This window comes from Cellvibrio sp. ARAG 10.3, from assembly GCF_051846955.1.
Lineage (GTDB): Bacteria > Pseudomonadota > Gammaproteobacteria > Pseudomonadales > Cellvibrionaceae > Cellvibrio.
On record NZ_JBPYCU010000002.1, the window covers coordinates 117,393 to 143,785 of the forward strand.

General features: G+C 50.1%; 19 protein-coding genes. 12 read left to right on the forward strand and 7 right to left on the reverse strand.

The window, feature by feature from the left end; all coding sequences use genetic code 11:
* Nucleotides 1-18: 18 nt before the first annotated feature.
* The 7 genes from ACSV5M_RS03180 to tagH all read right to left on the reverse strand — a co-directional run bounded on the left by ACSV5M_RS03180 (nt 19) and on the right by tagH (nt 9,670).
* Entirely contained in the window at nt 19-795 is a 777-nt protein-coding gene (locus ACSV5M_RS03180; RefSeq protein ID WP_439174124.1) for a PP2C family protein-serine/threonine phosphatase, read from the reverse strand.
* Between the two features lie 32 nt (nt 796-827).
* The gene (gene tagF / locus ACSV5M_RS03185; protein WP_439174125.1) at nt 828-1,556 is read right to left on the reverse strand and encodes a type VI secretion system-associated protein TagF; all 729 of its coding nucleotides are present in this window, start codon (nt 1,554-1,556) and stop codon (nt 828-830) included.
* A complete protein-coding gene (gene tssM / locus ACSV5M_RS03190; RefSeq protein WP_439174126.1) occupies nt 1,557-5,099 on the reverse strand; it encodes a type VI secretion system membrane subunit TssM in 3,543 nt (1,180 codons plus the stop codon). It lies immediately after the preceding gene.
* Nucleotides 5,100-5,168: 69 nt separating this feature from the next.
* On the reverse strand, nt 5,169-6,071 hold the full coding sequence (gene icmH / locus ACSV5M_RS03195) for a type IVB secretion system protein IcmH/DotU (protein WP_439174127.1): 903 nt from the start codon (nt 6,069-6,071) through the stop codon (nt 5,169-5,171).
* Between the two features lie 113 nt (nt 6,072-6,184).
* On the reverse strand, nt 6,185-7,519 hold the full coding sequence (gene tssK, locus ACSV5M_RS03200; RefSeq protein WP_439174129.1) for a type VI secretion system baseplate subunit TssK: 1,335 nt from the start codon (nt 7,517-7,519) through the stop codon (nt 6,185-6,187).
* Between the two features lie 39 nt (nt 7,520-7,558).
* A complete protein-coding gene (tssJ, locus tag ACSV5M_RS03205) occupies nt 7,559-8,059 on the reverse strand; it encodes a type VI secretion system lipoprotein TssJ (RefSeq protein WP_439174130.1) in 501 nt (166 codons plus the stop codon).
* Nucleotides 8,060-8,092: 33 nt separating this feature from the next.
* Nucleotides 8,093-9,670 carry a type VI secretion system-associated FHA domain protein TagH gene (gene tagH, locus ACSV5M_RS03210; RefSeq protein ID WP_439174131.1) on the reverse strand — a complete coding sequence of 526 codons (1,578 nt, stop codon included), beginning with the start codon at nt 9,668-9,670 and terminating at the stop codon, nt 8,093-8,095.
* A gap of 406 nt (nt 9,671-10,076) precedes the next feature.
* On the opposite strand from tagH, the gene tssA reads away from it, so the two are divergent.
* From tssA to ACSV5M_RS03270, 12 genes are all read left to right on the forward strand, one after another.
* Nucleotides 10,077-11,189 (forward strand): type VI secretion system protein TssA, encoded by a 1,113-nt coding sequence (tssA, locus tag ACSV5M_RS03215; protein WP_439174132.1) that lies wholly within the window; start codon nt 10,077-10,079, stop codon nt 11,187-11,189.
* Nucleotides 11,190-11,221: 32 nt separating this feature from the next.
* Nucleotides 11,222-11,752 (forward strand): type VI secretion system contractile sheath small subunit, encoded by a 531-nt coding sequence (gene tssB / locus ACSV5M_RS03220; protein ID WP_439174133.1) that lies wholly within the window; start codon nt 11,222-11,224, stop codon nt 11,750-11,752.
* The gene (gene tssC / locus ACSV5M_RS03225; RefSeq protein WP_439174135.1) at nt 11,742-13,235 is read left to right on the forward strand and encodes a type VI secretion system contractile sheath large subunit; all 1,494 of its coding nucleotides are present in this window, start codon (nt 11,742-11,744) and stop codon (nt 13,233-13,235) included. Before tssB ends, tssC (ACSV5M_RS03225) begins: the two co-directional genes overlap by 11 nt.
* 65 nt (nt 13,236-13,300) lie before the next feature.
* Nucleotides 13,301-14,824, forward strand: a complete 1,524-nt coding sequence (gene tssC / locus ACSV5M_RS03230) for a type VI secretion system contractile sheath large subunit (protein WP_439174136.1) — start codon at nt 13,301-13,303, stop codon at nt 14,822-14,824.
* Nucleotides 14,825-14,837: 13 nt separating this feature from the next.
* A complete protein-coding gene (tssE, locus tag ACSV5M_RS03235; RefSeq protein ID WP_439174137.1) occupies nt 14,838-15,332 on the forward strand; it encodes a type VI secretion system baseplate subunit TssE in 495 nt (164 codons plus the stop codon).
* Nucleotides 15,325-17,160: a type VI secretion system baseplate subunit TssF gene (gene tssF / locus ACSV5M_RS03240; protein WP_439174138.1), complete on the forward strand. Its 1,836-nt coding sequence runs from the start codon at nt 15,325-15,327 to the stop codon at nt 17,158-17,160. The genes tssE and tssF overlap by 8 nt, the downstream gene beginning before the upstream one ends.
* Nucleotides 17,124-18,260 carry a type VI secretion system baseplate subunit TssG gene (tssG, locus tag ACSV5M_RS03245; protein ID WP_439174139.1) on the forward strand — a complete coding sequence of 379 codons (1,137 nt, stop codon included), beginning with the start codon at nt 17,124-17,126 and terminating at the stop codon, nt 18,258-18,260. The genes tssF and tssG overlap by 37 nt, the downstream gene beginning before the upstream one ends.
* Before the next feature lie 45 nt (nt 18,261-18,305).
* Entirely contained in the window at nt 18,306-20,993 is a 2,688-nt protein-coding gene (gene tssH / locus ACSV5M_RS03250) for a type VI secretion system ATPase TssH (protein WP_439174140.1), read from the forward strand.
* Nucleotides 20,994-21,216: 223 nt separating this feature from the next.
* Entirely contained in the window at nt 21,217-22,551 is a 1,335-nt protein-coding gene (locus ACSV5M_RS03255; RefSeq protein ID WP_439174141.1) for a hypothetical protein, read from the forward strand.
* Complete coding sequence (locus tag ACSV5M_RS03260; RefSeq protein ID WP_439174142.1) at nt 22,548-25,334, forward strand: tetratricopeptide repeat protein; 2,787 nt, start codon at nt 22,548-22,550, stop codon at nt 25,332-25,334. The genes ACSV5M_RS03255 and ACSV5M_RS03260 overlap by 4 nt, the downstream gene beginning before the upstream one ends.
* Complete coding sequence (locus ACSV5M_RS03265; RefSeq protein ID WP_439174143.1) at nt 25,324-25,929, forward strand: tetratricopeptide repeat protein; 606 nt, start codon at nt 25,324-25,326, stop codon at nt 25,927-25,929. The genes ACSV5M_RS03260 and ACSV5M_RS03265 overlap by 11 nt, the downstream gene beginning before the upstream one ends.
* A complete protein-coding gene (locus ACSV5M_RS03270) occupies nt 25,926-26,189 on the forward strand; it encodes a hypothetical protein (RefSeq protein WP_439174145.1) in 264 nt (87 codons plus the stop codon). The genes ACSV5M_RS03265 and ACSV5M_RS03270 overlap by 4 nt, the downstream gene beginning before the upstream one ends.
* The last annotated feature ends 204 nt before the right edge of the window (nt 26,190-26,393 follow it).

The following is a 26,393-nucleotide window of genomic DNA, read 5'->3' on the forward strand; positions in this document are numbered from 1 at the left end:
AGCCACGTTCCGTTCATTCTATCCTTGAGTGGTTTCCGCAGAGGGAACCTTACCGGGATTACCTTGTACCACAATAACAGACACATTATCGGGGGCGCCGTTGGCAATGGCTTTATTGATCAGCATGTCAACACTTTGATCAACGTCCCGAATTAACATCGCCTGATAAATATCGTCCTCACTGACGGCCGTATAAAGGCCATCGCTGCACAACAAAAAGGTGTCGCCCACCTGGGTCGTGAAGACATTGATGTCAACATACAAAGGGGCTTCTACGCCAACCGCACGGGTTATTACATTGCGCTGCGGATGATTTTCTGTGTCTTCACGGGAAATTAATCCCAGCTCAATCATTTCTTCTAATTGACTATGGTCACGGGAAATTTGTACCAGATGCTGGTTGCGAAAACGATACAAACGCGAATCACCGACCCACAAGCACACACCGATTCTTCCCCTGATAATTAGCGCAACCAGGGTGCTGCCCATAGTGCCTTCTTCAAACATGATCTGGGCATATTCCAGCATATTGTCGTTAACATCAATCAGGCAATCTTCAACCGCGTCAACATAAGCGCTCAGACTGTCCTGTTCCGTTATTGTATTTAACGCCGTCACGATCTTGCTGCTGGCAATATCCCCCACCTGATGGCCGCCCATACCATCGGCAACGGCCCACAGACCGATCTCAGGGTTTTCGAAGATGGCGTCCTCATTGACTTCACGCACGACACCCACATCAGTGCGGGCGCAGCTTTTCCATACAATAGGACGTCTGAAAGTTGTATCTGTCATTCACTATTTCCGCTGAGAATGGCACACGTGCATTATTGTTGCGCAGGTTTAAGTCGGTAGGGTTCGTGCCAACCCCGAAAGTCCCACTGGCCATCCATCATCGCAGCAATACCACGCATTTGTGGGAGCCCCCGCGCATAGAACAGGCAAGGCTCCAGCTGTTGTGAACCCTGGGTAGACCACACGCTATAACTCGATAAATGCTCACGCAGCGAGGCATCAAGCAACCAGGAATACATGGAATGCGGAGATTGCTCTTCAAAATCCATCTTGATGACAGAACCGGACTTATTCGCTGATGGAACAACGGGGGTATAAATGCAGGTTTGATCCAGGCGATGACGATTGATTTCTGCCACCAGATCATCAATTTGTAACTGCCCTTCCAGTGCTTTCAATGCTGCGTCTTCGACTGATTCGAACCAGTGATTCTGGTTGATTAACTCCAGAGGATTCAGACCGGATGGTAAACGCGTCGCAATAGAAAAAGGAAAGTAACGCCCTACTCGATCCACGCTCGGCAACATAATGCCAGCCCAGATATATTGGTCAATCACCCCTTCTGAAAAAGCAAAACGCCAGATGGGGCTCGTCAGATAAATATCCAGCCACGACTCACCGATCTGCTCTTGAGAACTGCCTACATATCCTTGAAGCCAGGCATCCCAAGTGTTGATAAAATTGCTGGGCAAATCACGGTAGATAAAATCTCCATGAGCCGGTAATTTTCCAAACAATCCAACCGGTTTCATCTGATTCATTTAAATAGACTCCGGACAGCGGAACGAGCCCAACAAATCATTTTTAAACGGATTGTGGATACTGGTCGCCTTGCCTTCGTAAACAATCTTGCGCGCAGCAGCGCTGGTGTTGTTCGCGGTAAAGGTAATCAGATAAACATTGGATTGCGCAGTTGCTTTAATGTCAGAGTTATCCATCAGACGGAACCAGGCCCAGGGGCCAGTGTAAGCGCGGTCATAGATTGAGCCGTTCAGGTCTTCAAAGATCACCCGGATACGACGCGCATCGTTATCGCCAGACCAGACCACCGGTTTCCAGAATTTAGGACCGTGGTTGTAGGTAATGCGCTGATCACCCAGATCCAGAGTAAACATGGCTTCATCGCGACTCATCGTGTACGGACGCAATTCAAGGCTGATGCTGGGTGTCTCAGGATTCTGACGGAAGAAAATATTGCGAATACTCGCGGCACGCTGCAACTGGGTAATTGCGCTGGAAGAGAAACCGATACTGTAATTATCCACCGAACGATTGGCCCAATTACTCCGCGTTTCAATAAACGGTTCCATAAATTCTTTGACGAACTGGTCAACGGTACCCTGAGGTTTAAAGAAGGCACTGAAATCCAGCAGCGCCAATTCGTCACTCGATGAACGATTTAGTGGATAACGACCTGCCAGACCTTGTGCATAGGGACTGTAAACTCGCGCGCGCCATTCCGCGTTGACATATTGATGAGCAGATTGCAAAACGATTCGCCAGGTTTCGTCGGACAAGGATGTAAGCCAGCGCTGCACCGGTTCCGGCGTCGATTTAGCATAAGCCCGCAACGCTGTAATAGGATTTGCTGCACCGCTTTGGAAGCGCGCCTTGGCAACTTCAAATGACTTCTGGTTCGGGTCCGGCGCCAAGGTGATTTCCTGAACAAATTCCTTGAGTTGTTCAAGTCGTTGCATGGTCGCATTGATCGGTGCCGGTCCGCGGGATGACTCGCGCAGCAGCAGGTTTAGTTCATGGAATCGCTTGTCTACAACAGTGCCTTCGGCCCTGCTTGCCAGGTAATCTATAGCCCGATCAGTCCTGGTACCTTCAGTGGTTTTGTCAGCCAGGTTTTCCAACAGCGGCGGTGTTAACTGCGTATTGGTTTTACCCACCTGCAATACCGAAAGTAAGGGCGAATACACCGGATCAACCATACTCGTTAGGACATCATTCACTTCACGCAGATTAGAGAAGTTGGCGATGTGCAGGCTGTCGTAAACGTTGGTCCAGATTTTGGTGTAATCCGCCAGATAATGTTCTTTCACCTGCTCGCTGATTTCACCGAGGTCCTGATTAACAAAATCGACGTTCTTGTCATTTGCATCCGCAAGAATCCAGCGCTCATTAATAACATCGGCCACCACTGGCGAGTCGACAGAGAAGTCGACGTTTTTATAACCCTGGATGGTATACAACGCGGGAATGGATAAGGCAGTTTGCGCGCGTTCATCCATCTTGAATGCTGAGCGAACCGACTCGCCATAGAAATTCAGCATGTCGACACGCTGGTTGTATTCAGAATGGGATTTAATGCGGCTATAAACCCGTTGCGATACGGGAACACGCAGCAAGGACGCACGTGTCTGGGCGACCAGTTGTTCGTTTAAAGCCGACGGCTGCAAATCGTGCTCCAGCAAAGCATCCAGATGCACTTTTAATTCTTGCCGGCGGGTACCTTCGCCATGGAAAACCCTGTCCCAATAGGATTCAAACCATTCCTTGATAATTGGTTTCTCCATGTGTTCAAGCTTGTTGAACATCACATAGATACGGAAGGTATTGTATAAATCGCCTTCGGGATCACCCTGTCTTAAGACCGTCTCGAGGGTTTCGAGCAGCTTCGGCAAAAACAGTGTCTTGAGTTTGACTTCATAGCTGCGATTCGCCTCGGCATCGACGCGACCATCATAAAGCCCCATGCCAGACAACCACGGGTGACTTTCCTGATTGTAAACAATGCTGGCTTTGGCCAACGCATTGAGTGGCGGTAATACCGTACGGATATCACTATTCCAGCGGCTCAGGCGCTTCTCTTCTTCTTTATATTCATCAACATAAGTATTCACCTCAGCCATGTACATCTTGTTGCGTGTAACGCTGCCGCTCCATACCAGGATAACGATCAGAGTCAGCGCTGCCAGCCCCACATAGGCTGCCCGTTGAGACCAACGGATAATACGTTCATAGCGTGTATTGACACCCACCAGTTCCGCCTCGGGAAAGATGACCTCGCGAAACAGACGGGAGATGAAAAAGCTTTTACCGCGTTGTGTCGGCAACTGAGCCACATCGCGCGCAAAACCAAAGTTGGCTGCAACCGACGTCATCAGACGATCAATCGGTGTGCCGTCCTGGGTGCCGCTGGAGAAATATACGCCGCGCAAATAGGGTTGGAACTGATAACGGTTTTGTACAAACGTCTGTGTAACAAATGATTCGACGATGGTATTCAGGTTCTCCATCTGTTGGGGAAAACCTTCGATGGCTGCACAACGTTTTACATCGCGTTCCTGATGCATCCGCCACAGCACGCGATCATATAAACGGCTGGACAGTTTGCGCAGTTCGTCGTGGAGGAAATTAAAATCCGGGCTCTGGCCCGGTTTCGGCGCATTGGGCAGTGAAACACCCCATACCTGGTCACGCTCTTCTTTACCCAGATCTTCAAAGAACTCACTGAAGCCCGATACCAGATCCGACTTGGTAAAGAGCAGATAAATCGGGAAACGTATCTCCAGCTTTTCCATTAGTTCATCAAGACGCATACGAATTGTCTTGGCGTGCATGATGCGCTCTTCTTCAGTCTGAATCAGCAGGTCATGTAAGCTGATCGCCACAATAGCGCCATTAATAGGACGACGACGGCGATTGCGTTTGAGGAGATTCAGAAACCCTTCCCAGGCTGAGCTATCAACAACCCGGTGACTGTCCTGAGTGGTGTAGCGCCCGGCCGTATCGATAAGCACGGCTTCATTGGTAAACCACCAATCACAGTTACGCGTTCCGCCCACGCCTTGCAAAGAACCTTTGCCGAATTGTTCTGCTAAAGGAAAATCCAACCCTGAATTCACCAGCGCAGTGGTTTTACCGGAACCTGGCGGGCCCACAATGATGTACCAGGGCAGTTCATACAAGGCTTTGTTTTTGCCTTTGCCTTTAAATTTCAATTTTTTAAGGGTGGCAAGCGCCTGGGTAAAACGCTGGTTGATCTGGTGAATTTCTTCCGACGCTTGTTCGGACACAATATTTGCCTGGGAATCCGTATTATTTTGTTGCAGGTCTTCCACCAGCGACTGATTGCTTTTGTTATTCTGCAGCTGGATGCGCAGATTATTTAACCCCCACAACACAATGATCACCATAATCGTGACCAGACGTGCAACAACGCTGCCAAGCGGCGCGGTGTTGGTTTCACCAAATTTAATATGCGGACCGGCAAACCATATCAGCAGCGATATCAGCAACAAGCCGAAGAGCGATATAACAATGGGATTGGTAAAAAAACGTCCAATTTTTTTCATAGAAACCTGATCTCTTTTATACTCCGTGGCGGCCCCAGCCAGCTACCGCGCCTCGACGCGGCGTACAATTTATGGTGTTTGGTTTTCTGTCGAAATATTGATTAGCTCTTCCGTCACCGGCGTTGCCGACACGTACAACCAATAACGGAAACCGGAATAGCCAAAAAACAAAATAACCAACACCAAAGCAACAACAACCCACATGGGTATGTACTCAGTCAAGGGATTGCGGGTGTTGCCCAGCCCCATCCAGTGGGGCGACAGTGCCCGCTCATATTCGCCGCGATGGCGCCGGATAATAGCAAACAGCTCTTCGCGAATTTGATCCAGCGCATCGCGTCCACGACTCATCAAGCGATATTTACCCTCAAACCCTAAACTCAGGCAGATATAAAACAGTTCGAGAATATCGAGGTTATCGGCGGGTGTCTGGCGCATGCGATCCAGGATTAGAAATGACTTTTCCCCGCCGGATGTTTCTCCGTGAAATACACTCAACAGGGTTCGCTGTCCCCAGGCGCTCTCGCTCCCCCAGGGTGTATTAAGGACCGCTTCATCAAGCACGGAGCACATCAGATAACGAGCCGACAGAATGACTTCCTGGCGTACGCCTTGATCACGAATACGCGCTTCAAACGCTTTGATTTCATTTACCAGCCGCTGATGCAAACCGCCCACATCCGGGTGACTCAGAGATTGTCGGGTTTTTTCAAAAACGGCGATCAATGTAGAAGCGGCATTGACCAAAGGATTTAACCCTTGATCCGTGCGAAAGTAAGCCGCACCCGCATCCATCGAAGGCATGCGTGCAGGACCTGTGGATGCTCGCCCTGGCTGTGGAATGTTCGGCGCTGGCGGCACACTGGTTTGCGATCCAGCTCCGCGGCCTCCGGGCGTAGGTCGCATGACCGTACGATCCCCCCCCGGGGTCGGTTGTTTAAAAACGGTTTTATCAGAATCGTCCGGAGACATTGCACGCTCCCTTTTTTAAGTTCGCTTCTGCTATTAAGTTCGCTTCTGCTTTGTAAGCTTGCTTCTACAGGCGAGTAAGTTCGGCGCCGTAGATGATTAAACTCGCCACAAAACTATTGTCGTATTGCCCAGAACTCCATCTCTATCCCGGGGAAATCTCCACCGAGATGCAATGCAAAACCACCGGATTGTTGTAACTCTTTCCAGAATTCACTGTGGCGATCCAGCTCAAAATAGGTGTAGCCAGAACGAAACGGAATTTGTCTCGGCGCAACCGGCAAAGGTTTAATCACAATACCGGGCATGGCCGCATTCACCAGTTGTCTAATGCGTTCTACCGGGCCAATCTTGATTTGTGCCGGCAGGCGCGAACGAATCACATCATCCTTAACATCGGCGCGCACAGCCAAGACAAACATGGCTGAAGACAACAGCGACCGATCTGCGATTTCCGATACCCGAATACCGTATTTTTTCTCAACCAGATTGAGCGCAATGGCCGTTTGTTCATAAACCATCGACAGACATTCGCGCAATGCGCTCATCACCGGCGTAAAGGTCTGCTGCAAATTATCATGGAGGTAAACCGGAAAGGTGGATGGCCGTTTGGTCTTGGTTACGAAGGTGGATAATTCGCCGGCCATCTGCATAAATTCAGAATAGAGAGACAAAGGATGCAAACCTTTGATATTGGCCAGATGATTAACAAAGGGCTCAAGACGATTGACGAGCTGCAATAACATGTAGTCGGCGATTTCTGCAGTACCACCACGTCGCGCGTCAGCCAGCCGACCTGCAATGGATTCGCCGCGATGGTGTAATAGGCCTGCCAGCTCCGGAATAAAACCGGACAGCCTTGGCACCGCTTTACAATCCAGACAGGTAGCGAAATATTGCTCATCCAACAAGATATCCTTGTCGTCACGCGCTTCTGCAACGCGAATTAACCCGATGCAGGCATAGCCACTTAAATCATCCGTTTCCAACAACAGGCGCAACCGCAACTTGGCAATATCCAGGGCCTGGCTATCGCCCCCTTCCACCGTCACATCACGCACTTGCACTTCGTTTGAATAATAACGGGCAAGCCCCTGGGTGTTGTCTTTGGGCAACACATCAACCGCGCCCGGTCGACGCACCGGCACAGCCAGATACACCACGCAATTGTGGATACCGGCAGGCACCTCCAATACCGGAGGCGCATCATCTGTATCGGGAAAATTAAAGGGTGTTCCGTCAGGAAAAACGCCACTGGCATGTAATAATGAAATTTTTCCGAGTTTCAGCAATTGCTGATCCACTTCAAACTCATGTACACCCCAACCATAGGCGCCATAAGCAGAGCACTTGCTGTCAATGTAGCGCTCTATATAGCGATCCTGCTGCTGAAAATGCTGAGGATTCAGGAACATTCCTTCAGACCAAACCACTCTGCTGTCTAGTGACATAGTAATCTCGCTACGATAAAACCCGGCTTATGGATTGAATTATTTTTTTACAATAGAAATATCAGTCCCGGAAATCTTCACGGTGACCGCATTTCTGATGATATTGTTTTCAGTAACGGGAAAAATGACCTTATAGTTCGAACCGCGGTACTGGGAAAACTCAGCATAAAGTGCTATCTGGCTCACGCCGCTTTCGAGGACGAATCGTTCGGTACGTGTTTCGCCCGGCGCAATGGGTTTAAGCACCTGCTTGCTGATGATGTCGCCCCCCAACAATTCTTCGTCACGCTCATAAAGATCGATGAAATCCGCCTTATTAAATGAGGTAGCCGACTTGAGTTGATAAAAACGCACAAACACGGGTGAAGGACGTTTGTTTTCGTCAGGGTTGATGTTGCTATCGACTTCAAATGTCAGCTTCAAATCGGTATCAAGGTTCAGTACACCACCGACACGGCTCTTGGAGGAACTGCACGCGGACAAAACAAGCAAGCCCAGCGCCACAATCAGGAAGCCCCGCAACATACGCAAATACGACATAACAATCTCTCCGTAATTAAATGAACAGAATATTTATTTTTTCTTGCGCGCAGCAGCAAGTTTACGTAACTGGTCTTCGTAGGCATTGACAAAATCACTGCCAAATAAATGTTGGAAGGAGGATTCCATGTTATCGACAAAGCCAGCGTAATATTCCGCGTAGCTGGACCAATACTTAGCCTTCTGCATACCTGGAATTACCCCACCCTTGCCTTGCTTGTTAAAATTCTTTTCCAGATTTTCGGGATTGAAGCGCTCCATCATGCGCTCAAACCCATGCCGAATACCGGCAATCATGGCTATCTGGTGTTCGGCAATTTCCTGGAAGCCCTCACGGAAAGCCTCAACCGGCTTTTTATAAGCATTGGTTTTTTTGATAAACATGTTCTCCAGTGCATCATCGACACCCACAGAGAACTTCAGGGGATTATTTTCCACCGGCTGGATGGTGGTGACATTCATGCGAAATTCATTCTTGATACTGGTACGCGAGCGCAGCACTTGCATCATGCCGTCAACAATTTCTCGCATCAGCTCGCCGGCCATGTCACTGATCTCGTTGATTTGCTCATCGCTGAGGCGGCTGACATCCAGACCCATCGCCGTCACCAGACGATGATCTACCGAGGAGGGCGCTGTCGGCACCTGAGGCTTAGGCGCAGCCGTCTGCTTTACTGCCACCTTCGGGGCCGGTGCGACGGGTTCAGGTATCGGCGTTTGCTCCGGTGGTTGGGGCGCAACAATTTCTTCCCGAACCACAGGCTCTTCCCGAACGACTGGTGTTGGTCTCGGTGGCTGGGGACGGGGTGCGACGGGCTCCAGATTCACTTCCCGCACTGGCGGTGTCGGTGGAGGCGGTGAAAACGGAGACGTTGATAAGGGACCACCGCCTAATAAATCGTCCTCCCAATCTTCGGGGATCAGATTTTCCTGATTGGATTCCGGCCAACGGATTGATTGATCAAGCCCCGGGGAGTAATCGACCTGGCTACTACCGGCATAATGATGACTGTCCGAAAAAAGCGGGTCGTGGCCAGTACTGTTTCCAAATAATGATTGATCACTCCCCAAGGGATCGGGCCGCACAGAACTGCCATGGGCTTTATCCAGCGCGGCAAGAGGATCGGAATTAACGTCCGGTTCAAGAGAGAAATCGTCGGGGATTGCTCCTGAGCTGGCAAAAGGATCAGTGAAAGACTGACCGGTCGGCAGGGGCGAGCCAAAGATATCATCAATAGAGGACGGGCCTTGCGCTACTGCAAACGGTGGCTCAGGGGCAAAGGGTTGGGCCGCTACCAGGCTAACGGAAAAGCGGTAGTCACCAATTTCAAAAAAATCGCCGTCATTTAAAGGCGCCTTGACGCCTTTACCCAAGGGTTCGGGAGAACTGTTAAGGAAAGTCCCGTTAGTACTCAAATCAAGAATGTAATAACGGCCAGCATCACACAGGATTTCACAATGGCAGGAGGATAAGAATTTATCCGGATCGGGCAACACCCAGCTGTTACTGTCGGAGCGCCCGAGAGTACCTCCCTGCTCATTGAATGTTTGATTTGTCCTGGATACAGAAACCTTCCCCGGTGTTTTTACCAATGTAATCTGTAAAGCCATTCGACTATCATCCTGAAACGGTCCGTCTATTTTTAAAACATATGGGTTTTCAATAGCTTGCAACGACACATCCGAAGCTGAGCGGTGCAGTATAGTACCCCTCGCAAAGCAATTCCAAATATTATCACGTCGTCAAAACCACATACCACCGCCCCGTCTACAAGCCAAACATATGAATGACTATGAATTTACAATGTTACTTGTTAATTTATGGCGCTGATTGTGCTAGCTTACCTGTTCGGCATCCTGGCCAACTAAAATAACTCAGGGTTTTCACAGGGTTAGAAACCGGGCGACTATAGCCCGAAGACAGTAAACACACCCGTGTTTTTACAGCGTTGATGCACAGTCCATAACAGGTCACTCTGTGCTGAAAAATAAGCATTTCTAAAGGGATCGGAATGTAATGGCTTCACCCGAAATCATTGACTTGGCCAGACTCCTGGCCCCTATAGAGGGCGAGTCGCCTGCGGGTAGTGATATCCGCCAGGACTCATCACCCACATCGAATTATCACAGCATCAAAACGGCAAGATCTGCGGCACGCGCAGCAGAACGCAATAGTGTGCACGACGGTGATACCTCTGAAGCCGACGAGCACTGGCGTAAAATCATTTCATTAGCGCCAGAAATTCTCGCCAAACAAAGTAAAGATTTAGAAATTGCGAGCTGGTTCACAGAAGCATTGATTCGTCGACACGGTTTCCAGGGGCTGCGCGACGCCTTTCATTTAATCCACGGCTTGATCGAAAATTTTTGGGACAACCTTTATCCCATGCCGGATGAAGATGGAATGGAAACCCGCACCGCTCCGTTGTCCGGACTTAATGGCGAAGGCGCCGAAGGCGTCTTGATCGCTCCCATAAGAAAAGTACCTATTACTGAAGGACAGGACCCCGGCCCTTTCAGTTTTTGGCAATATCAACAAGCCCTTGATATACAGCGCTCTGCCAGTGAGGACGCGCGCAACAGCAAGGCCGATAAACTCGGTTTTACACTGGATGACATTGAAAAAGCCGTCAGCGGGTCCAGCGAGACCTTTTATGTTGACCTGCTTGATGATGTTACTGAAGCAATCAACACCTATCGCAATATCAATCAATTACTTGAAACACATTGCGGCAGCGATGAAGCACCACCCACCCGCAACATAATCAATATCCTGGAAGAATGCCGCGGCGCCATCAGCCATATCGGCAAACATAAGTTACCAGTAGCTGAAGAAGCTCCCATCGAGGAGAGCCCCGAGGGGACTGAGCAGCCCCAAAATGGTTCACCGGCAAGCGCAGCGGTAAAAGTTGGCGCGATCAATTCGCGCGAAGCAGCGTTTAAGCAACTATTGGATATTGCGCAATTCTTCCGCAAGACAGAACCTCACTCCCCCGTTTCCTATGTCCTTGAAAAGGCTGTAAAATGGGGGAACATGCCGCTCAATGAACTCATCGTTGAGCTCATTCCAGACTCTTCATCGCGAGAGCGCTACAGTGAGCTTACTGGCGTAAAAAGTAATGAAGATTAACTCAACATACCTAGCCAAGAGGATTAGGGATCATGTCCGATAGCATACACGACAAACTAAAACGCGTAAGAAAACCCAGGGTTCATATCACCTATGACCTTGAAACAAACGGCGCTGTCGTTGAAAAGGAAATTCCGTTTGTGATGGGCGTTATGGGCGATTACTCCGGCGATAATGCCGATGGCAAGAAAACCCTGAAAGAACGCAAGTTTTCACAAATCGATCGCGACAACTTCAACGACATCATGTCGAAAGTTAATCCTCAATTGCGCATGAAAGTTGAGAATATGCTGGAAGGTGATGGTAGCGAAATGTCCGTCAACCTTGATTTCAAAAACATGGAGGATTTTGAGCCGCACAAAATCGTAGAGCAAATTGAGCCGCTCAAGAAACTCATGGAAACCCGCAATAAACTTCGCGACCTGCTCACTAAAGCAGACCGTTCCGAAGACCTGGAATCTATTCTCGAAGACGTATTGAGCAACACCGCAGCGTTGTCCTCACTGTCCAGTGAGCTCGGTATTGAAGGAAGTGAAAACAAGGGTGATAAAGATGGCGAATAATGAACAACAATTGGACTCTCAGGCGGCAGAAGCGGAAGCCAAAGAGCTCAGTTTTCTTGAACAGGCAATTACCGCTACCAAGCAGACCTCACGTGACGAAACCGAAGAGCTTTTGCGCACGCTGACGAAGGAAGCGATGAAAGGGACCGTCAAGTGGGACAAAAACCTGTCGGTCACCATCAATGCTGCCATCGCCGCGATTGACAAGGCGATGTCCAAGCAATTATCTGCCGTGATGCACAATGAGAAATTCCAGAAACTCGAAGGCTCATGGCGCGGCCTGAATCACTTGGTCATGAACTCTGAAACCAGTTCGCAACTCAAGATTCGTATGCTGAACATCAGCAAGAAAGAACTGAGCCGGGATCTGGAGAAAGCCGTAGAGTTTGATCAAAGCCAAATCTTTAAAAAGATTTATGAAAGTGAATTCGGCACCGCAGGTGGTCAGCCTTATGCGGCTCTGGTGGGTGATTTCGAATTCTCCTCTCATCCGGATGACATTTCCCTGCTGTCCAAGATGTCCAACGTCGCTGCAGCGGGCTTCTGCCCGTTTGTTTCTGCTGCTGCACCGCAAATGTTTGGCTTCGACAGTTACACAGAATTGTCCAAGCCACGCGACCTGGAAAAAATCTTTGACTCCGCTGAATATATTCAATGGCGCAGCTTCCGCGACAGCGAAGATTCTCGCTTCGTTACCCTTGCGATGCCGCGCGTTCTGGCGCGCCTGCCTTACGGTTCGGCAACCAAGCCGGTAGAAGCGTTTAACTTCGAAGAAGTCGCGCTGAACGAAGATGGCAAGCACACAGCCACTGATCATGAAGATTACTGCTGGATGAACGCCGCCTACGCTTTAGGCACCACCTTGACCAAGGCCTATGCCGAATACGGTTGGTGTACCAGCATTCGCGGTGCAGAAGGCGGCGGCAAGGTCGAAGGTCTGCCCAGCCATGTGTTCGTCAGCGATGACGGTGACGTTGACCAGAAATGCCCGACTGAAATCGGTATTACTGACCGTCGCGAAGCTGAGCTGAGCAAACTCGGATTCCTGCCACTGTGTCACTACAAGAATACCGATTACGCCGTATTCTTTGGTGCTCAGACGACTCAGCGTCCGAAAAAATTCGACGATCCGGATGCGACGGCTAATGCGGCAATTTCTGCTCGCCTGCCCTACATCATGGCCACCTCACGCATCGCTCACTTCCTGAAAGTTATGGCGCGCGACAAGATCGGTTCCTTCATGGAAGCATCTGAAGCAGAAGAATGGTTGAATCGTTGGATCAACAATTACGTCAACGGCAGCCCAGGCGCCAGTGCTGAAATGAAAGCACGCTACCCACTCGCGGAAGCACGCGTTGAAGTAAAAGAGGTTCCCGGTCAGCCTGGCGTTTACAACGCTGTAGCCTGGATGCGTCCCTGGTTGCAAATGGAAGAACTGACTGCATCGCTGCGTCTGGTTGCCAATATCCCCAAAGCGGGCTAATTGGAGTCAACTCTGCTTAAAGAGGGGGATTTCCCCCTCTTTCTGTTAATAAAACGGATTATTTTGTGTCAGCACCCAACGACCAACGTGCATCAGCAGCCTCGTCCCCTATGACACAGGTTAGTTTCCTCGACACACTCTATTCTCAAGAAGCCTACATCACCACGCTTGATGGATTTCTCGCTGAACCGGATACGCTTAAAGCCTTGCGTTACTGGCTAGACGAATTTGAAGACCGGCAACAGATACACTCCGCCGATGACATCCATCTGGCCCTGCACCGCTCTATTTCTGTTATTGATCATCTGATCAATGATCAGTTGAATGCAACGATTCACCACCCCGATTTCCAGAAGCTTGAAGCATCCTGGCGTGGCCTTTGGTATTTGGTTGTGCAGGCAGAAGGCAGCCGCAACATCAAGATTCGCTACCTGGATATCAGCTGGCCCGAGGTCGTTAAAGACATTGATCGCGCCCTGGACTTTGATCAGAGCCAGTTGTTTCAAAAAATTTACAGCGAAGAATACGGTAGCCCCGGTGGTGAACCCTATGGCGTGCTGATCGGCGATTATGAAATAAGCCACAAGCGCTCTGCCCGGCATCCTCATGATGATATTGCGACATTAAATGGACTCGCTGAAATTGCGGCAGCTTCTTTTGCACCCTTCATCGCAGCAGCATCCAGTGAATTATTCGGATTGGATAACTTTTCTACGCTCGGAATGCCTCTGGATTTGCAAACGATCTTTGGCCAGGATGAATACATTAAATGGCGCGCCCTGCGCGACAAACCCGACAGCCGTTTTATCGGCCTGACCATGCCGCGGGTATTGATGAGAACACCTTATCGTACGCAACCCGGCAGTTACAAAGGCCTGTTCTTTTACGAAAAGCCGGAGAACGGTAAAAAAACCGGTTACCTTTGGGGCAATGCGGCTTACGCATTCGCCGGCATCCTCATCAGGGAGTTTGCGAATGTCGGCTGGTTTGGTCATATTCGCGGCGTGCCACGCGATCAGATTGGTGGAGGCTTGCTCACCAATTTCCCCATTGCCAGTTTTGAAACCGATACGCCTGATCTTATCTATAAGCCAGTCACCGATATATTAATTACCGATACACTTGAACGGGAATTGAGTGATCTCGGCTTAATCCCGCTGTGCCAATGCTACGATACGCCTTACAGCGCCTTTTACAGTAATCAGTCACTGCAGCGACCGCGCCGGCGCAGCAACCGCAACGAAGAAATCAACGCAAAACTTTCTGCTATGTTGCAGCACGTGTTGTGTGCCTCACGTGTCGCACATTACATCAAGGTGATGATTCGGGACAAAATCGGTTCCTTTATTACCGCCGATGAATGCGAACATTTTTTGACAAAATGGTTATTTAAATACACCACCGGTCGTGAAGACCTGGACTGGGAAGAGCAAGCTCGCTACCCCTTGCGCCAGGCTTCGGTCAGGGTGAGCGAACACCCGGATAAACCCGGACAATATGTGTGTGTCATTCACCTGGTGCCTCACTATCAATTGGATCAGATGGTATCCGAATTGGAGTTGGTTACCGAGTTGGTTCAAACCAGTTAAGAGCTGAGGATGTATGCGCGTTGATAAAAAGAAAGAATTACGCCCGTCAATCCTGGATCGCTTGCTGGATGACGAGCCCCATATTCAAGTGGAAGCCGATAAGAACCGTCACCAGCATTTGCGCGAGCTGCGCAATAGTGTTAAGCGGGACTTGGAAAACCTGTTGAATACCCGATACCGGATGGTTGAACCACCGGAGGAATTCACGCAACTGGAGTTGTCCTTATTAAATTATGGTTTGCCTGACCTGGCTACCGTCAATATTGCGGATACTGAAAAGAAACGAAACTTCACCCGTCATCTGGAAAAAATCCTGCGCGATTATGAACCGCGGTTTAAGACGGTAAAAGTGAATCATATCGATAACAAAGACAACACGGACAGAACCTTGAGATTCCGGATTGACGCAACGCTCTATGCCGATCCGGCACCTGAGATTGTCGTGTTCGATTCAGTGCTGGACCCGGTCTCACGTACTGTTAACGTAGAAGAGTCAAAACATGGCTGACGAATTACTCCCCTATTACGAAAAAGAGTTGGCATTTATTCGGCAGATGGGTGCCGAATTTGCGAAGGAGCACCCAAAGATCGCCGGACGGCTTGGCATCAGTTCTGAAACGATTGAAGATCCGCATGTCTCGCGCCTGATTGAAAGTTTCGCCTACCTCAATGCGCGTATCCAGCACAAACTGGATGACGATTTTCCTGAACTCAGTGATGCCTTGCTGACGATTTTATTTCCCCATTACCAGCGCCCGATTCCTTCCATGGCTATCGTGCAATTTGTGGCGGATGACGAACAACTGGATGCAAGTTATCAGTTACCTAAAAACACCTTGTTGGAAACGGAACAGTTCCAGGGTGAAAACTGCCGCTTCTCCACCGTGTATAACACCGAACTGTTGCCCCTGACGGTGGTCGATGCCAACTTAATTGGCCGCCCTTTCAGCACGCCGGGCTCATCGTCGGTACGCGGTGCCGGTGGGGTTTTGCGCTTAAGACTGAAAACCTTTAATAATGATATCAACCTGCATGAACTCCGCCCGGACCGCTTGCGCTTTTATCTCAAGGGCCAATCGCAACATATTCATCCTTTATATGAGATGTTGTTGAATGAATGCCAGAACGTGGTATTGACCACATCTGAAACAGATACGACTCCCGTTTATCTCGGCAAAGATGTCATCAAGGCTGTCGGGTTCGGTAGTGAGGAAGGTATTTTTCCCTATCCGCCGTCTTCATTCCTTGGCTATCGTTTGCTGACCGAATTTTTCGTATTTCCGGAAAAATATATGTTCATCGATATCCAGGGTTTAGCCGAAACACTCCCTGCCGATGCAACAAACGAACTGAATCTTTACATTTACCTGAACAGTTCCGATGTAGAGCTGGAACACAATATTTCTGCCGACACCTTTGTCATGGGATGTACGCCGGTGGTCAATCTGTTTAATCACCGCGCCGATCCGATCAAGATCGATCACACACGACTGGAATATCAGGTCGTAGCTGATACCCGTCGTCCATTGGGTTATGAAGTACACTCAGTCGATAAAGTCGTGGCTTCCACCTCTTCCGGCGAGAAAAAAGAATACCTGCCTTTTTACGGACTTAAGCATGAACACCAGGATAGTGATAATCACGCGTTTTGGTTTGCGGCACGGCGTCACGCCAAATTAAATTATCTGGAGCGTGACGAAGGTACCGATGTTTTTTTAAACCTGGTGGACCTGCAGTTCAATCCCAATGTGCCTGATGATCGGACCCTGATTATTGACACCACCTGCAGCAATCGTGATCTGCCGTCAAAGTTACCGTTTAACCTGGAGCAGCCAAAACTGCAATGTGTTAATGGTGCACCACCGTGCGAACGTATCCGATGCTTGACGCAACCCACCGCTACCATCAGGCCACCGCTGCGTGACGGTGCGCGTTGGCGATTGCTTTCCCACCTGAACCTGAATCATTTATCCATTACCGGTGGCCCGAACGCGACAGAAGCGATGAAGGAAATCCTGCGCCTCTACGACTTCAAGGAGTCGTCAGCCACGCGCGCGTTGATCGAATCGATTAAATCACTCAATGCACGACCGGTCAGCGCACCACTGAACATTGATGGACATGCCACCCTCTGTCGCGGTATTGAAATTGAAATCGTGATTGATGATGCATTGTCATCGGGGAGCAGTAGTTATTTGTTTGCGTCAGTACTGGAGCACTTTTTCGGGCTTTACTGCTCCATCAATTCATTTACCCGTGTGTTAGTAAAGCGTAACAATAAAGAAGGCTATCTCAAGAAATGTCCACCCCGAGCCGGCGAAAAAATCCTGCTGTAATTGAGCAATTGCTCCGCTCACCACACGCCTACTCTTTTTATCAGGCTGTGCGTTTATTAGAGCGGGCTGCATTGCTGGAATCGCGCGCACTAACACCGGGCAACCGCATGCTCGGTGCGCGAAACCCTATTGCCAATTTTGTACCGCCGACCACAGAAACGCTTCGCCTGCAAACCCACTCCAGCTTTAAATTTCCTGAGGCCGAAATCAACGCCATTGTGCGTAACACCAGTAACGGGAGCGGCGGGCCCGCACCTTCATGGCGTATGCACACCAATTTTATGGGACTGACGGGCAGTGTCGGTGTCATGCCCTACCATTACACGGAATTAATACTGCAACGGCTCAAGCAGAAAGATGAATCTTTGATTCACTTCCTGGACCTGTTTAACCACCGCATGATTTCCTTGTTTTACCAGGCGGGAACCAAATACCATCTGCCGATAGAGTACGAACGAAAGAAAATTGCTCCCGGTACCAAAAAGACACGGGATACCCACACCCTGGCACTTTTGTCCTTGATCGGATTGGGTACCCCCGGTTTAACCGGGCGATTGCAAATAAAGGATGAGTCGTTATTATTTTACAGCGGCTTGCTGACCCAGCAGGTGCGGACGGCCAGCGGTTTGCGGCAAGTGTTACAGGATTATTTTGATATCCCGGTTAAGATCCAGGAGTTTGTCGGGCAGTGGCAGGAATTGATTCCGGATATCCGCACCCGCCTCGCCTCTCGCCTGATGCCCAAGGGCCAAAACGCGCGCCTGGGTCAATCGGCGATGGTGGGCCACAAGGGTTGGTTCGCACAGGGTAAGATCCGCATTTCCCTCGGGCCGCTGAATCGTGAACAGTTTTACCGTTTTGCCCCCGGCACCAAAGCCCTGCTCGCACTGAATGATATGGTGCGGATGTATGTGGGTATCGAACGGGATTACGATTTTATTATTGAGGTAAAGCGCAAGGACATTCCCAAAAAGATTACCTTGAGCAAAAATCCCAGCCCGATTATCGGTTGGAATACCTGGCTGTCCACCAGCGACAAACCCACCCAGGATAACAATGAAACGTTAAAAATTACCGTGTCGGCCAACCGTTTGAAATAAACCGGCACACACCCGACTTCATATAACATTGGTAAGGATAGAACGATGATCAGCATAGATCTCAAATCTCTGGTAGGTAAGCTCAACGAGCCGTGTCGCAATGCACTTGAGGGAGCTGCAGGGTTGTGTTTGTCGCGCACGCATTACAACGTTGAAATCGAACACTGGTTGTTAAAATTACTCGAAATTCCCGACAGCGATCTGCTCGCCATCCTGGAAAAATTTGAAGTCAATCCAGGCAACCTGGTCCGGCAACTGAATCGTGAGCTGGACATTATCAAGGCCGGCAATTCCCGCGCCCCAGCCCTGTCCCCGACGATCGTTGACCTCGCAAAAAATGCCTGGATGTTGGCTTCTGTGGAATACGGCCACAGCAACGCCACCTCTGCACATATCCTTGCCGCATTGATGCTTGATGAAGGCTTACGTCGCGCCACGGAAGCCACCTCCGGCGAGCTGAAAAAAATTCCACCGGAATCCCTGCGCGATGTGGTTCGCGCACTGGTTGGCACCACGACTGAATCCAAAAGCGCTAATGTCGGTGATACCTCTTCCGGTGATAGACCGACCATGGGAGCTCCCAGTAAATCACCCGCACTGGATAAATTTACCGTTAACCTGACAGAGGCAGCCAAGAGCGGCAAGATCGATGCCGTGTTGGGCCGCGATGAAGAAGTGCGTCAAATTATTGATATTCTGATTCGCCGTCGCCAAAACAACCCGATCCTCACGGGTGAAGCCGGTGTGGGTAAAACCGCTGTTGTAGAAGGCTTTGCATTGCGTATAGCCTCGGGCGATGTACCGGATCAACTCAAAAACGTCACCATTCGCAGTCTTGACCTGGGCTTGTTGCAAGCCGGCGCCAGTGTGAAAGGTGAATTTGAAAATCGTTTGAAGTCGGTTATTGCTGAAGTCAAAGCCTCTCCTGAACCCATCATTATGTTTATTGATGAGGCGCATACCTTGATCGGAGCCGGTGGTAAAGAGGGCCAGGGCGATGCGGCAAACCTGTTAAAGCCGGCGCTGGCACGCGGTGAACTGCGCACTATCGCTGCAACTACCTGGGCAGAATACAAAAAATACTTTGAACGCGACCCCGCATTGACCCGTCGCTTCCAGGTCGTAAAAATCGAAGAACCCAGCGAAGAAAAAGCCATCAATATGATGCGCGCTATCTCCGAGATGCTGCAAAACCACCACCGTGTGCGCATCATTGATGAAGCGATTGTCGATTCAGTCCGGCTGTCCAGCCGTTACATTACCGCACGTCAATTGCCCGATAAATCAGTTAGCTTACTGGACACCGCGTGTGCGCGTGTCGCACTCAGTCAAAGTGCCACACCCGCTGCCATTGAAGATACCCGCCGTCGCATTACCCAATGCGAGGCGACCATCCAGTCGCTCGGCCGCGAGAATGCTTCTCTGGGTAATTGCGAAGAGCGTATTGCACAATTAATAGCAGAAAAAGAAAGCCTGCAAACGCAACTGCAGGAACAGGAAGTGCAGTGGCACAAAGAGGCGGACAAAGTTAAAGAAATACATGCGCTGCAAAAACAAATAGAAGACGATTTTCACGCGCGCAACCTGAGTGCAGAGAAAGCCAAAGATCCCAAGGCACCACAGGCTTTAAGCGATGACGAACTGGCAAAGGTAAAGGCTTCACTGAATACACTGCGCGAAGAGCTGGCTGAGTTGCAAGGCGAAACGCCGATGATTCAGGTCAATGTAAACAGCCAGGCTATTGCCGAGGTGGTCGCCAACTGGACCGGTATTCCTGTGGGCAAGATGGTTTCGAATGAAATCAAAGCGGTGTTGGAATTGCAGAACGTTATGGGCGACCGCGTTATCGGGCAACCCCACGCGCTGGAAGCTATCGCCCAGAGCATTCGCACCTCACGTGCCGGCTTGACCGATCCGCGAAAACCTATCGGTGTCTTCTTTATGGTCGGCTCCAGCGGTGTGGGCAAAACCGAAACGGCATTGGCCTTGGCCGATATTCTCTATGGTGGCGAGCAGAATATTACCGTCATCAACATGTCAGAATTTAAAGAAGAACATAAAGTCTCCATGTTGCTGGGTTCACCGCCCGGTTATGTAGGCTACGGCGAAGGCGGTGTGTTGACCGAAGCGGTTCGACGCAAACCTTACAGTGTAGTGTTGCTGGACGAGATGGAAAAAGCACACCCCGGCGTGCAGGATATTTTCTACAACCTGTTCGACAAGGGTACCATCAAGGATGGTGAAGGCCGCGATATCGATTTCCGCAATACGGTTATCATCATGACCTCCAACGCTGGCGAAGAACACATTCGTGCCATGTGCGCCGCGCAGGAGGAAAAACCCGATCCGGACGTCCTGTTAGATAACTTCCGTCCGCAACTGCTGCGTTACTTCAAACCCGCATTTTTAGGCCGCACCACTATCATCCCCTACTATCCCTTGGGCGATGAAGATCTGATGAAGATTTGTGTCATCAACATGAATCGCATCAAGAAGCGTGTCAAAGAACACTACAATGCGGAATTCAGCTACGATGAAGATGTATTGTTGAATATCGTCGCGCGCAGCCAGGAGGTCGACACTGGCGCACGTAATATTGAAAACATCCTGACGCGTACCATGTTGCCGGCCATCGCGGCGGAGTGTCTGGCGCGTATGGCCAACAACGACGATATCGGCAAGATCCATATCGGCGCAACGGAAGAAGGCGGTTTTACCTACACCATTGAATAAAATGGCTGAACGCCACCAGCAGGTTTCCTGTTGGTGGCCGTCCGCCACCTTGAAGCAAGCAACCGTTAATGACTATTTTTTGCAGCTATTGTTTATTTGTACCCTTATGCTAACCACTCACACCCACGGACGCGGCGTGAACACCCACCGCCAAGATACCCTCTCGCCACGCACTCATCGAGCTTCGGTGTTTAAGCGCAATATATTCTCATGGTTTTCTGCGATGCCCCTGCTGTTGGGTGTCTGCTGGTTGCTCTTGGCTCAGGCGTCCTCTGCACAACAACCTGAATCGTTGGATGAAGATTATCCGCGCATCAGCACGCGCGCGCTTCAGGAGTTGGCAACAAAGAATCCTACACTGGTAATGGATAAAAAAAATATCAACGGCTTAATCCGCCAGGTGTCCCGCGCGGATGCGTCCGGTAACAGTCCCCAGGCAATCCTGCTGATCGCCGCCAATATGCCGGTGCTACAACACAATATCGGTGAAAAGGAAATCGCCGGACTGGCGCGGTTGTTGTTTAAGCACCAGGCCACCGGATTGGCAAAAGACCTGCTGGCCTTGGCATCGCGCAGTGGGGATGGTTACGCAGAAGCACGACTCACATTTGAATACGCGCGCTATCTGGCATCCCAACAACAATGGCAAGACGTTTATTCGAAACTAAAAGCCATTGATATCAACAATGCCTTATCCCAGGCAGACGCAGACGAAGCCCAGATTATGTTGGGCGCGGCCCTGCAACAGCAGAAAAAGCATCGCGTGGCAGTGGAATATTTTGCACGGCTCAAACCGGATTCTGAACAATACCGTATTGCGCAACTGAACACGGCGGTAGCCTATATTCGTCAGGATTGGTGGACCGATGCCCACATTGCCATCAAAAACGCGCTCAAGGTCAGTCCATCGAAAGATGAGCTGGCCAACCGTTTATATACACTGTTGGGCTTTTCCCAGTTACAACATGGTTTTTACCGCGACGCACGTGAAAGCTTTCGCCATGTGCATCTAAAGAGTGGTTATGCCAACCGTGCACTTTTGGGGCTCGGCGCCGCGGCACTGCACCAGGAGGATTTTATCGGTGCGCTCAACGCGTTTAATCACTTAAAAAAGAAAGATGAACACGATATCTCCGTAGCGGAATCTTATTTATTGAGCGCGTTCTCACTGGTACAACTTAAACAAAATAAAACCGCATCGGCCAGTTATACCGAAGCTATCACGTATTATGAGCGGCTCCTGGCGTTGTACAGTACGTTATCCAGAAGCCTTGCCACGCCGGACCAACTCTCTCCCGAGCAGCGAAAGTCTCTGACGATCGAACTGCGTGATCACCCTGAGATCCAGACCTTGGCTGGCAGACAACAACTGCTCAATTTTTTGCAATCCCAACCCTTGTCGGCTAACACCGCCAAGGCCGTTGATGCCCTGGCGCTCCGCGTGAATCAGGCATACCTTGAACAAGTGCGCGTGTTACTCGATAAAAAACACACGATTATTGACAGCTACCTCAGCCAATCACGTTTTGGCCTGGCCCGACTTTTTGATTCCGAATGATGCGTAACACACCTTATTTCTCACTCCTGCTATCCGGACTGCTGCTCTCACAAGGCTGCAGCACACCACAACCGGAAGAAACCCTGCGCCTTCTGGATGTCCAGGGCGAAAATGTCGCGCAGAACGAAGTCTTCGTTAAACCGAAAAGCGAAGAGGAAATCAAAGAGGCTTATTACAACTACATACAATCAGCACCGGCTGATGATAAATCCCGGCTCTCGGCAATTAATCGCCTGGCCGAGCTGGAGATGAAACGTATCAACGAGTTGGTAAAAAACACGCAGGATCAGGAAGATACTGAAGACCGTATCTATCGGGAATCGTTGGAGAAAACACTGAGCCTGCTGCAAACCTCGTTGCGTGAATATCCCGATGCCAAAGGCAACGACAAAACGCTGTATCAGCTGGCCCGCACACATGACCAGCTTGGCAACCATGAAGAATCCCTCGCAGCCCTTGAGCGTTTATGTGCAACCTACCCTGCCTCGCCTTACTACGCGGAAGCACAATTCCGTATCGGTGAGAGTGCTTTTATCCAGGGGGATTACATCACCGCTGAAGACGCTTACACAGAAGCTATCTTTACCTCAATAGGCGATGTGTTTTACGAACGTTCGCTGTTCAAACGCGGTTGGGCGCGTTATAAGCAAGCGCTCTACCTGGAAGCGGCTGATGATTACCTTGCAGCGTTAAAACATCATCAGTTCGGCAATGTCGATACACTATCCAGCAGCGAAAAAGATCAATTCGATGAATACTTCCGTGCGATTGGCTTAACCTTTGCCAATCTCGACAACACCGACATTTTGCAAGAGTATTTTTCGGATGAAGCTGATTTCCAGTATCTCTACCACACCTATAAGGTGATCAGTGATATCTACCTGAAACAGGAGCGCTACTCGGACGCGGCAGAAACCTTGCAGGAATTTATTGCAGCCAACCCCAATTCGCCCAAAGTGCCGCTAGCCTATTTGCAACAGATCGACATCTGGAAGCTGGGCAAATTCAAGGTGCGCTTTCAGGAAACCATGGAAATTGTTTACAACCGTTTCCAACCCGACAGTGCCTACTGGCAAACGGCAAACAATGCGGCTGAGCAAAAATTAATTGCAGATGCCCTGCGCAATCATATCCTGCAGGTCGCCGCCTGGCATCAGGAGGATTATCAGCAATCCAAAAAGCCGGCGGCCTTTGCCCAGGCGAATACCTGGTATCAACGTTACCTGCAACACTACACCGCCTACGCGCAACAGGATAAAGTCTATACCCTTTATGCTGAATTGCTCACCGCCGAGCATCGCCACCAGGATGCCATCCATTATTTTGCGTTGGCCGCTTACGACGGCGATATCGTGCTGAACAAGGAAGCTGCCTACGCCACGATTGTGCTATCAGATAAATTATACGAAGCCGATAAAAGTAATCCGGCCTGGCTGGACAAGCATATCCAATATGCCTTGACCTCAGCCCAGCTTTACCAGACCGAACCGCGCTACCAACAGGTTGCGCTGCATGCGGCGGAACTGGCTTTCAACCATCAACGTTACGCGGACGCTATTGCATTGACCAACACCTTGCCGGACAGTAGCGCTGACGCCACGCTTAATGATGCCAACCTGCTCAAAGGGTTGGCTTATCTAAAAATGGCCAATCACCAGGAAGCCGAGAATATCTTCGCCGATTTGCTCAGCCAACCGCTGGGGCGGGATCAGCAACGCCGCGTTAGCGATAATCTGGCCTTGTCGATCTATCAACAGGCGGAGCTGAATGTAAAAGAAAATCGTCTGGCTGAAGGTATTCAGGATTACGCGCGTGTAGCCCAGCGCGTGCCGTCATCAGAGATAGCAGCAACATCCCTGTATGAAGCGATTGCACTATCGATGAAGCATGAACAATGGCAGGGGGCTATCGCGTATATTCAACAGTTCCAGCAACTTTATCCGAAACATGCCCTGAATAAAGATGCCACCCGACAGTTATCAACGGCTTATCTTAAAGCCGGTGATGGCGTAAAAGCGGCGCAAGCTTTTGAGCAGATTTCCGCCCAGGAAGAAAATCAGGACGTGAAGATGGCAGCGCTCTGGCAAGCAGCAGAATTGTATGAATCCAAAAATAATCACGAGGCCGCAATTCGCTCCTACCGCACTTATGCCAACACCTACACACGACCCTATCCGCAATACATGGAAGCCATGTACAAATTGACCCAGCTTTATCAAAAAACGCGCGAGCAGGATAAAGTGGTGTTCTGGCAGGAAAAAATTGCCCTGGCCGACAAACAAGCTAGCAAGAACAATAAGACGGAGCGCACCAACTTTATTGCGTCGCGCATTACGCTTGATCTGGCCAAACAAAAACACCAATTGTTTGAGCGGCGCCGATTGGTGGAACCCCTGACAGAAAATCTGCGGATTAAGAAAAAATTGATGCAAGATGCTATCGCTTTGTACGGTCAGGCATCTGTGTATAGCCATCCGGATATCACTACCGAATCGACTTATGCCATCGGTAAAATTTATCAGCATTTTGCCAGCGCCCTGCTCGACTCGGAGCGACCCAAACACCTGAAGGGTGAAGAGCTGGAGCAATACAATATCCTGATCGAAGACCAGGCATTTCCATTCGAAGAAAAAGCCATTGAGTTTTATGAGATCAATCTGGCCCGCACCAAAGACGGCACCCGCAGCGAGTGGATCAGTGAAAGTCGTAAGGCGCTGGTAACACTTTTCCCGGTACGCTATGACCGCAAGGGTAAATTGGGAGTTTATCGCCATGAAATTTAACCTGCGACATTGGGTGTTAGGCCTGTTCCTGTTGGCATTGGCGGGTTGTGCGACCCAATCTCCGACGGAGAAAAGCCCGGACACTGCAAGCACAGTCCCCACTGCTCTAACGCCCGGTGAGGCCAAAAATTATCGCGATGCACTCGCGCGAATCGAGCAAGGCGACGCAGGAAAAGCCATCAGCAGCCTGAAAAAACTGACCCAGGCTCACCCGGGGCAGCCTGGCCTCTGGCTCAACCTGGCGATTGCCCAATATCAGGACCAGCGTCCAGACGATGCCAAAGCAACCCTTGCCTATGTACAAAACCTGAATGACGATATTGCCGAAGCGCACAATCTCGCAGGGTTGATCTCGGTCGACCAAGGGGACTACAGTGCCGCCGAAAAAAGCTATCGTACCGCCTTAAAACTCAACCAGCATTTTTCCGAAGCCCATTACAACCTGGCGTTGCTCTACGATATTTTTTATCAGGATATCGGCCAGGCGGTGGAACATTATCAGCGCTACCTGGCGTTGACCCGGGACGAAGACAAAGCCACCAGTGCCTGGGTGGAAGAATTGAAATTGACACTGAAACGTCGAGGTGAAGGATGAAATACAGCCTGATTGCCGCACTCTTGATCTTTGCCCTGCCCGCCTGGTCAGCCGAGGACCGCATTGAACTGGAAACAACCCGCATCAAGGGCAATCAGGAGTTACCCCAGATCTTGTACGTCGTACCCTGGAAGGACATGGAAAGTACCCGGGATGCCGAACAAAAGCTGGTTCTCCATAATTTTTTTGGTGAGCTATACACGCCCGTAGTACCCGCAGATCTCCAACGCGACCAACCGGGTGCAGAGATCAACGAATAAACGAGCCAGCGCACCGGTTCAGTGCACAGTTGTCCTGAATATTGGCTGATTGTTGTGCCGCTGCGCTAATGCTCAATGTCTCTAGCTGTAACAGATTTAAAAACCCACATCATGGCATCCTTACAGGCTCTTTCCGCTCAGCAAATGAACAAAGTCCGGACTCGCCTGTCACTCACATCTTCAGGCGTGAATTTTGCTGCTAAA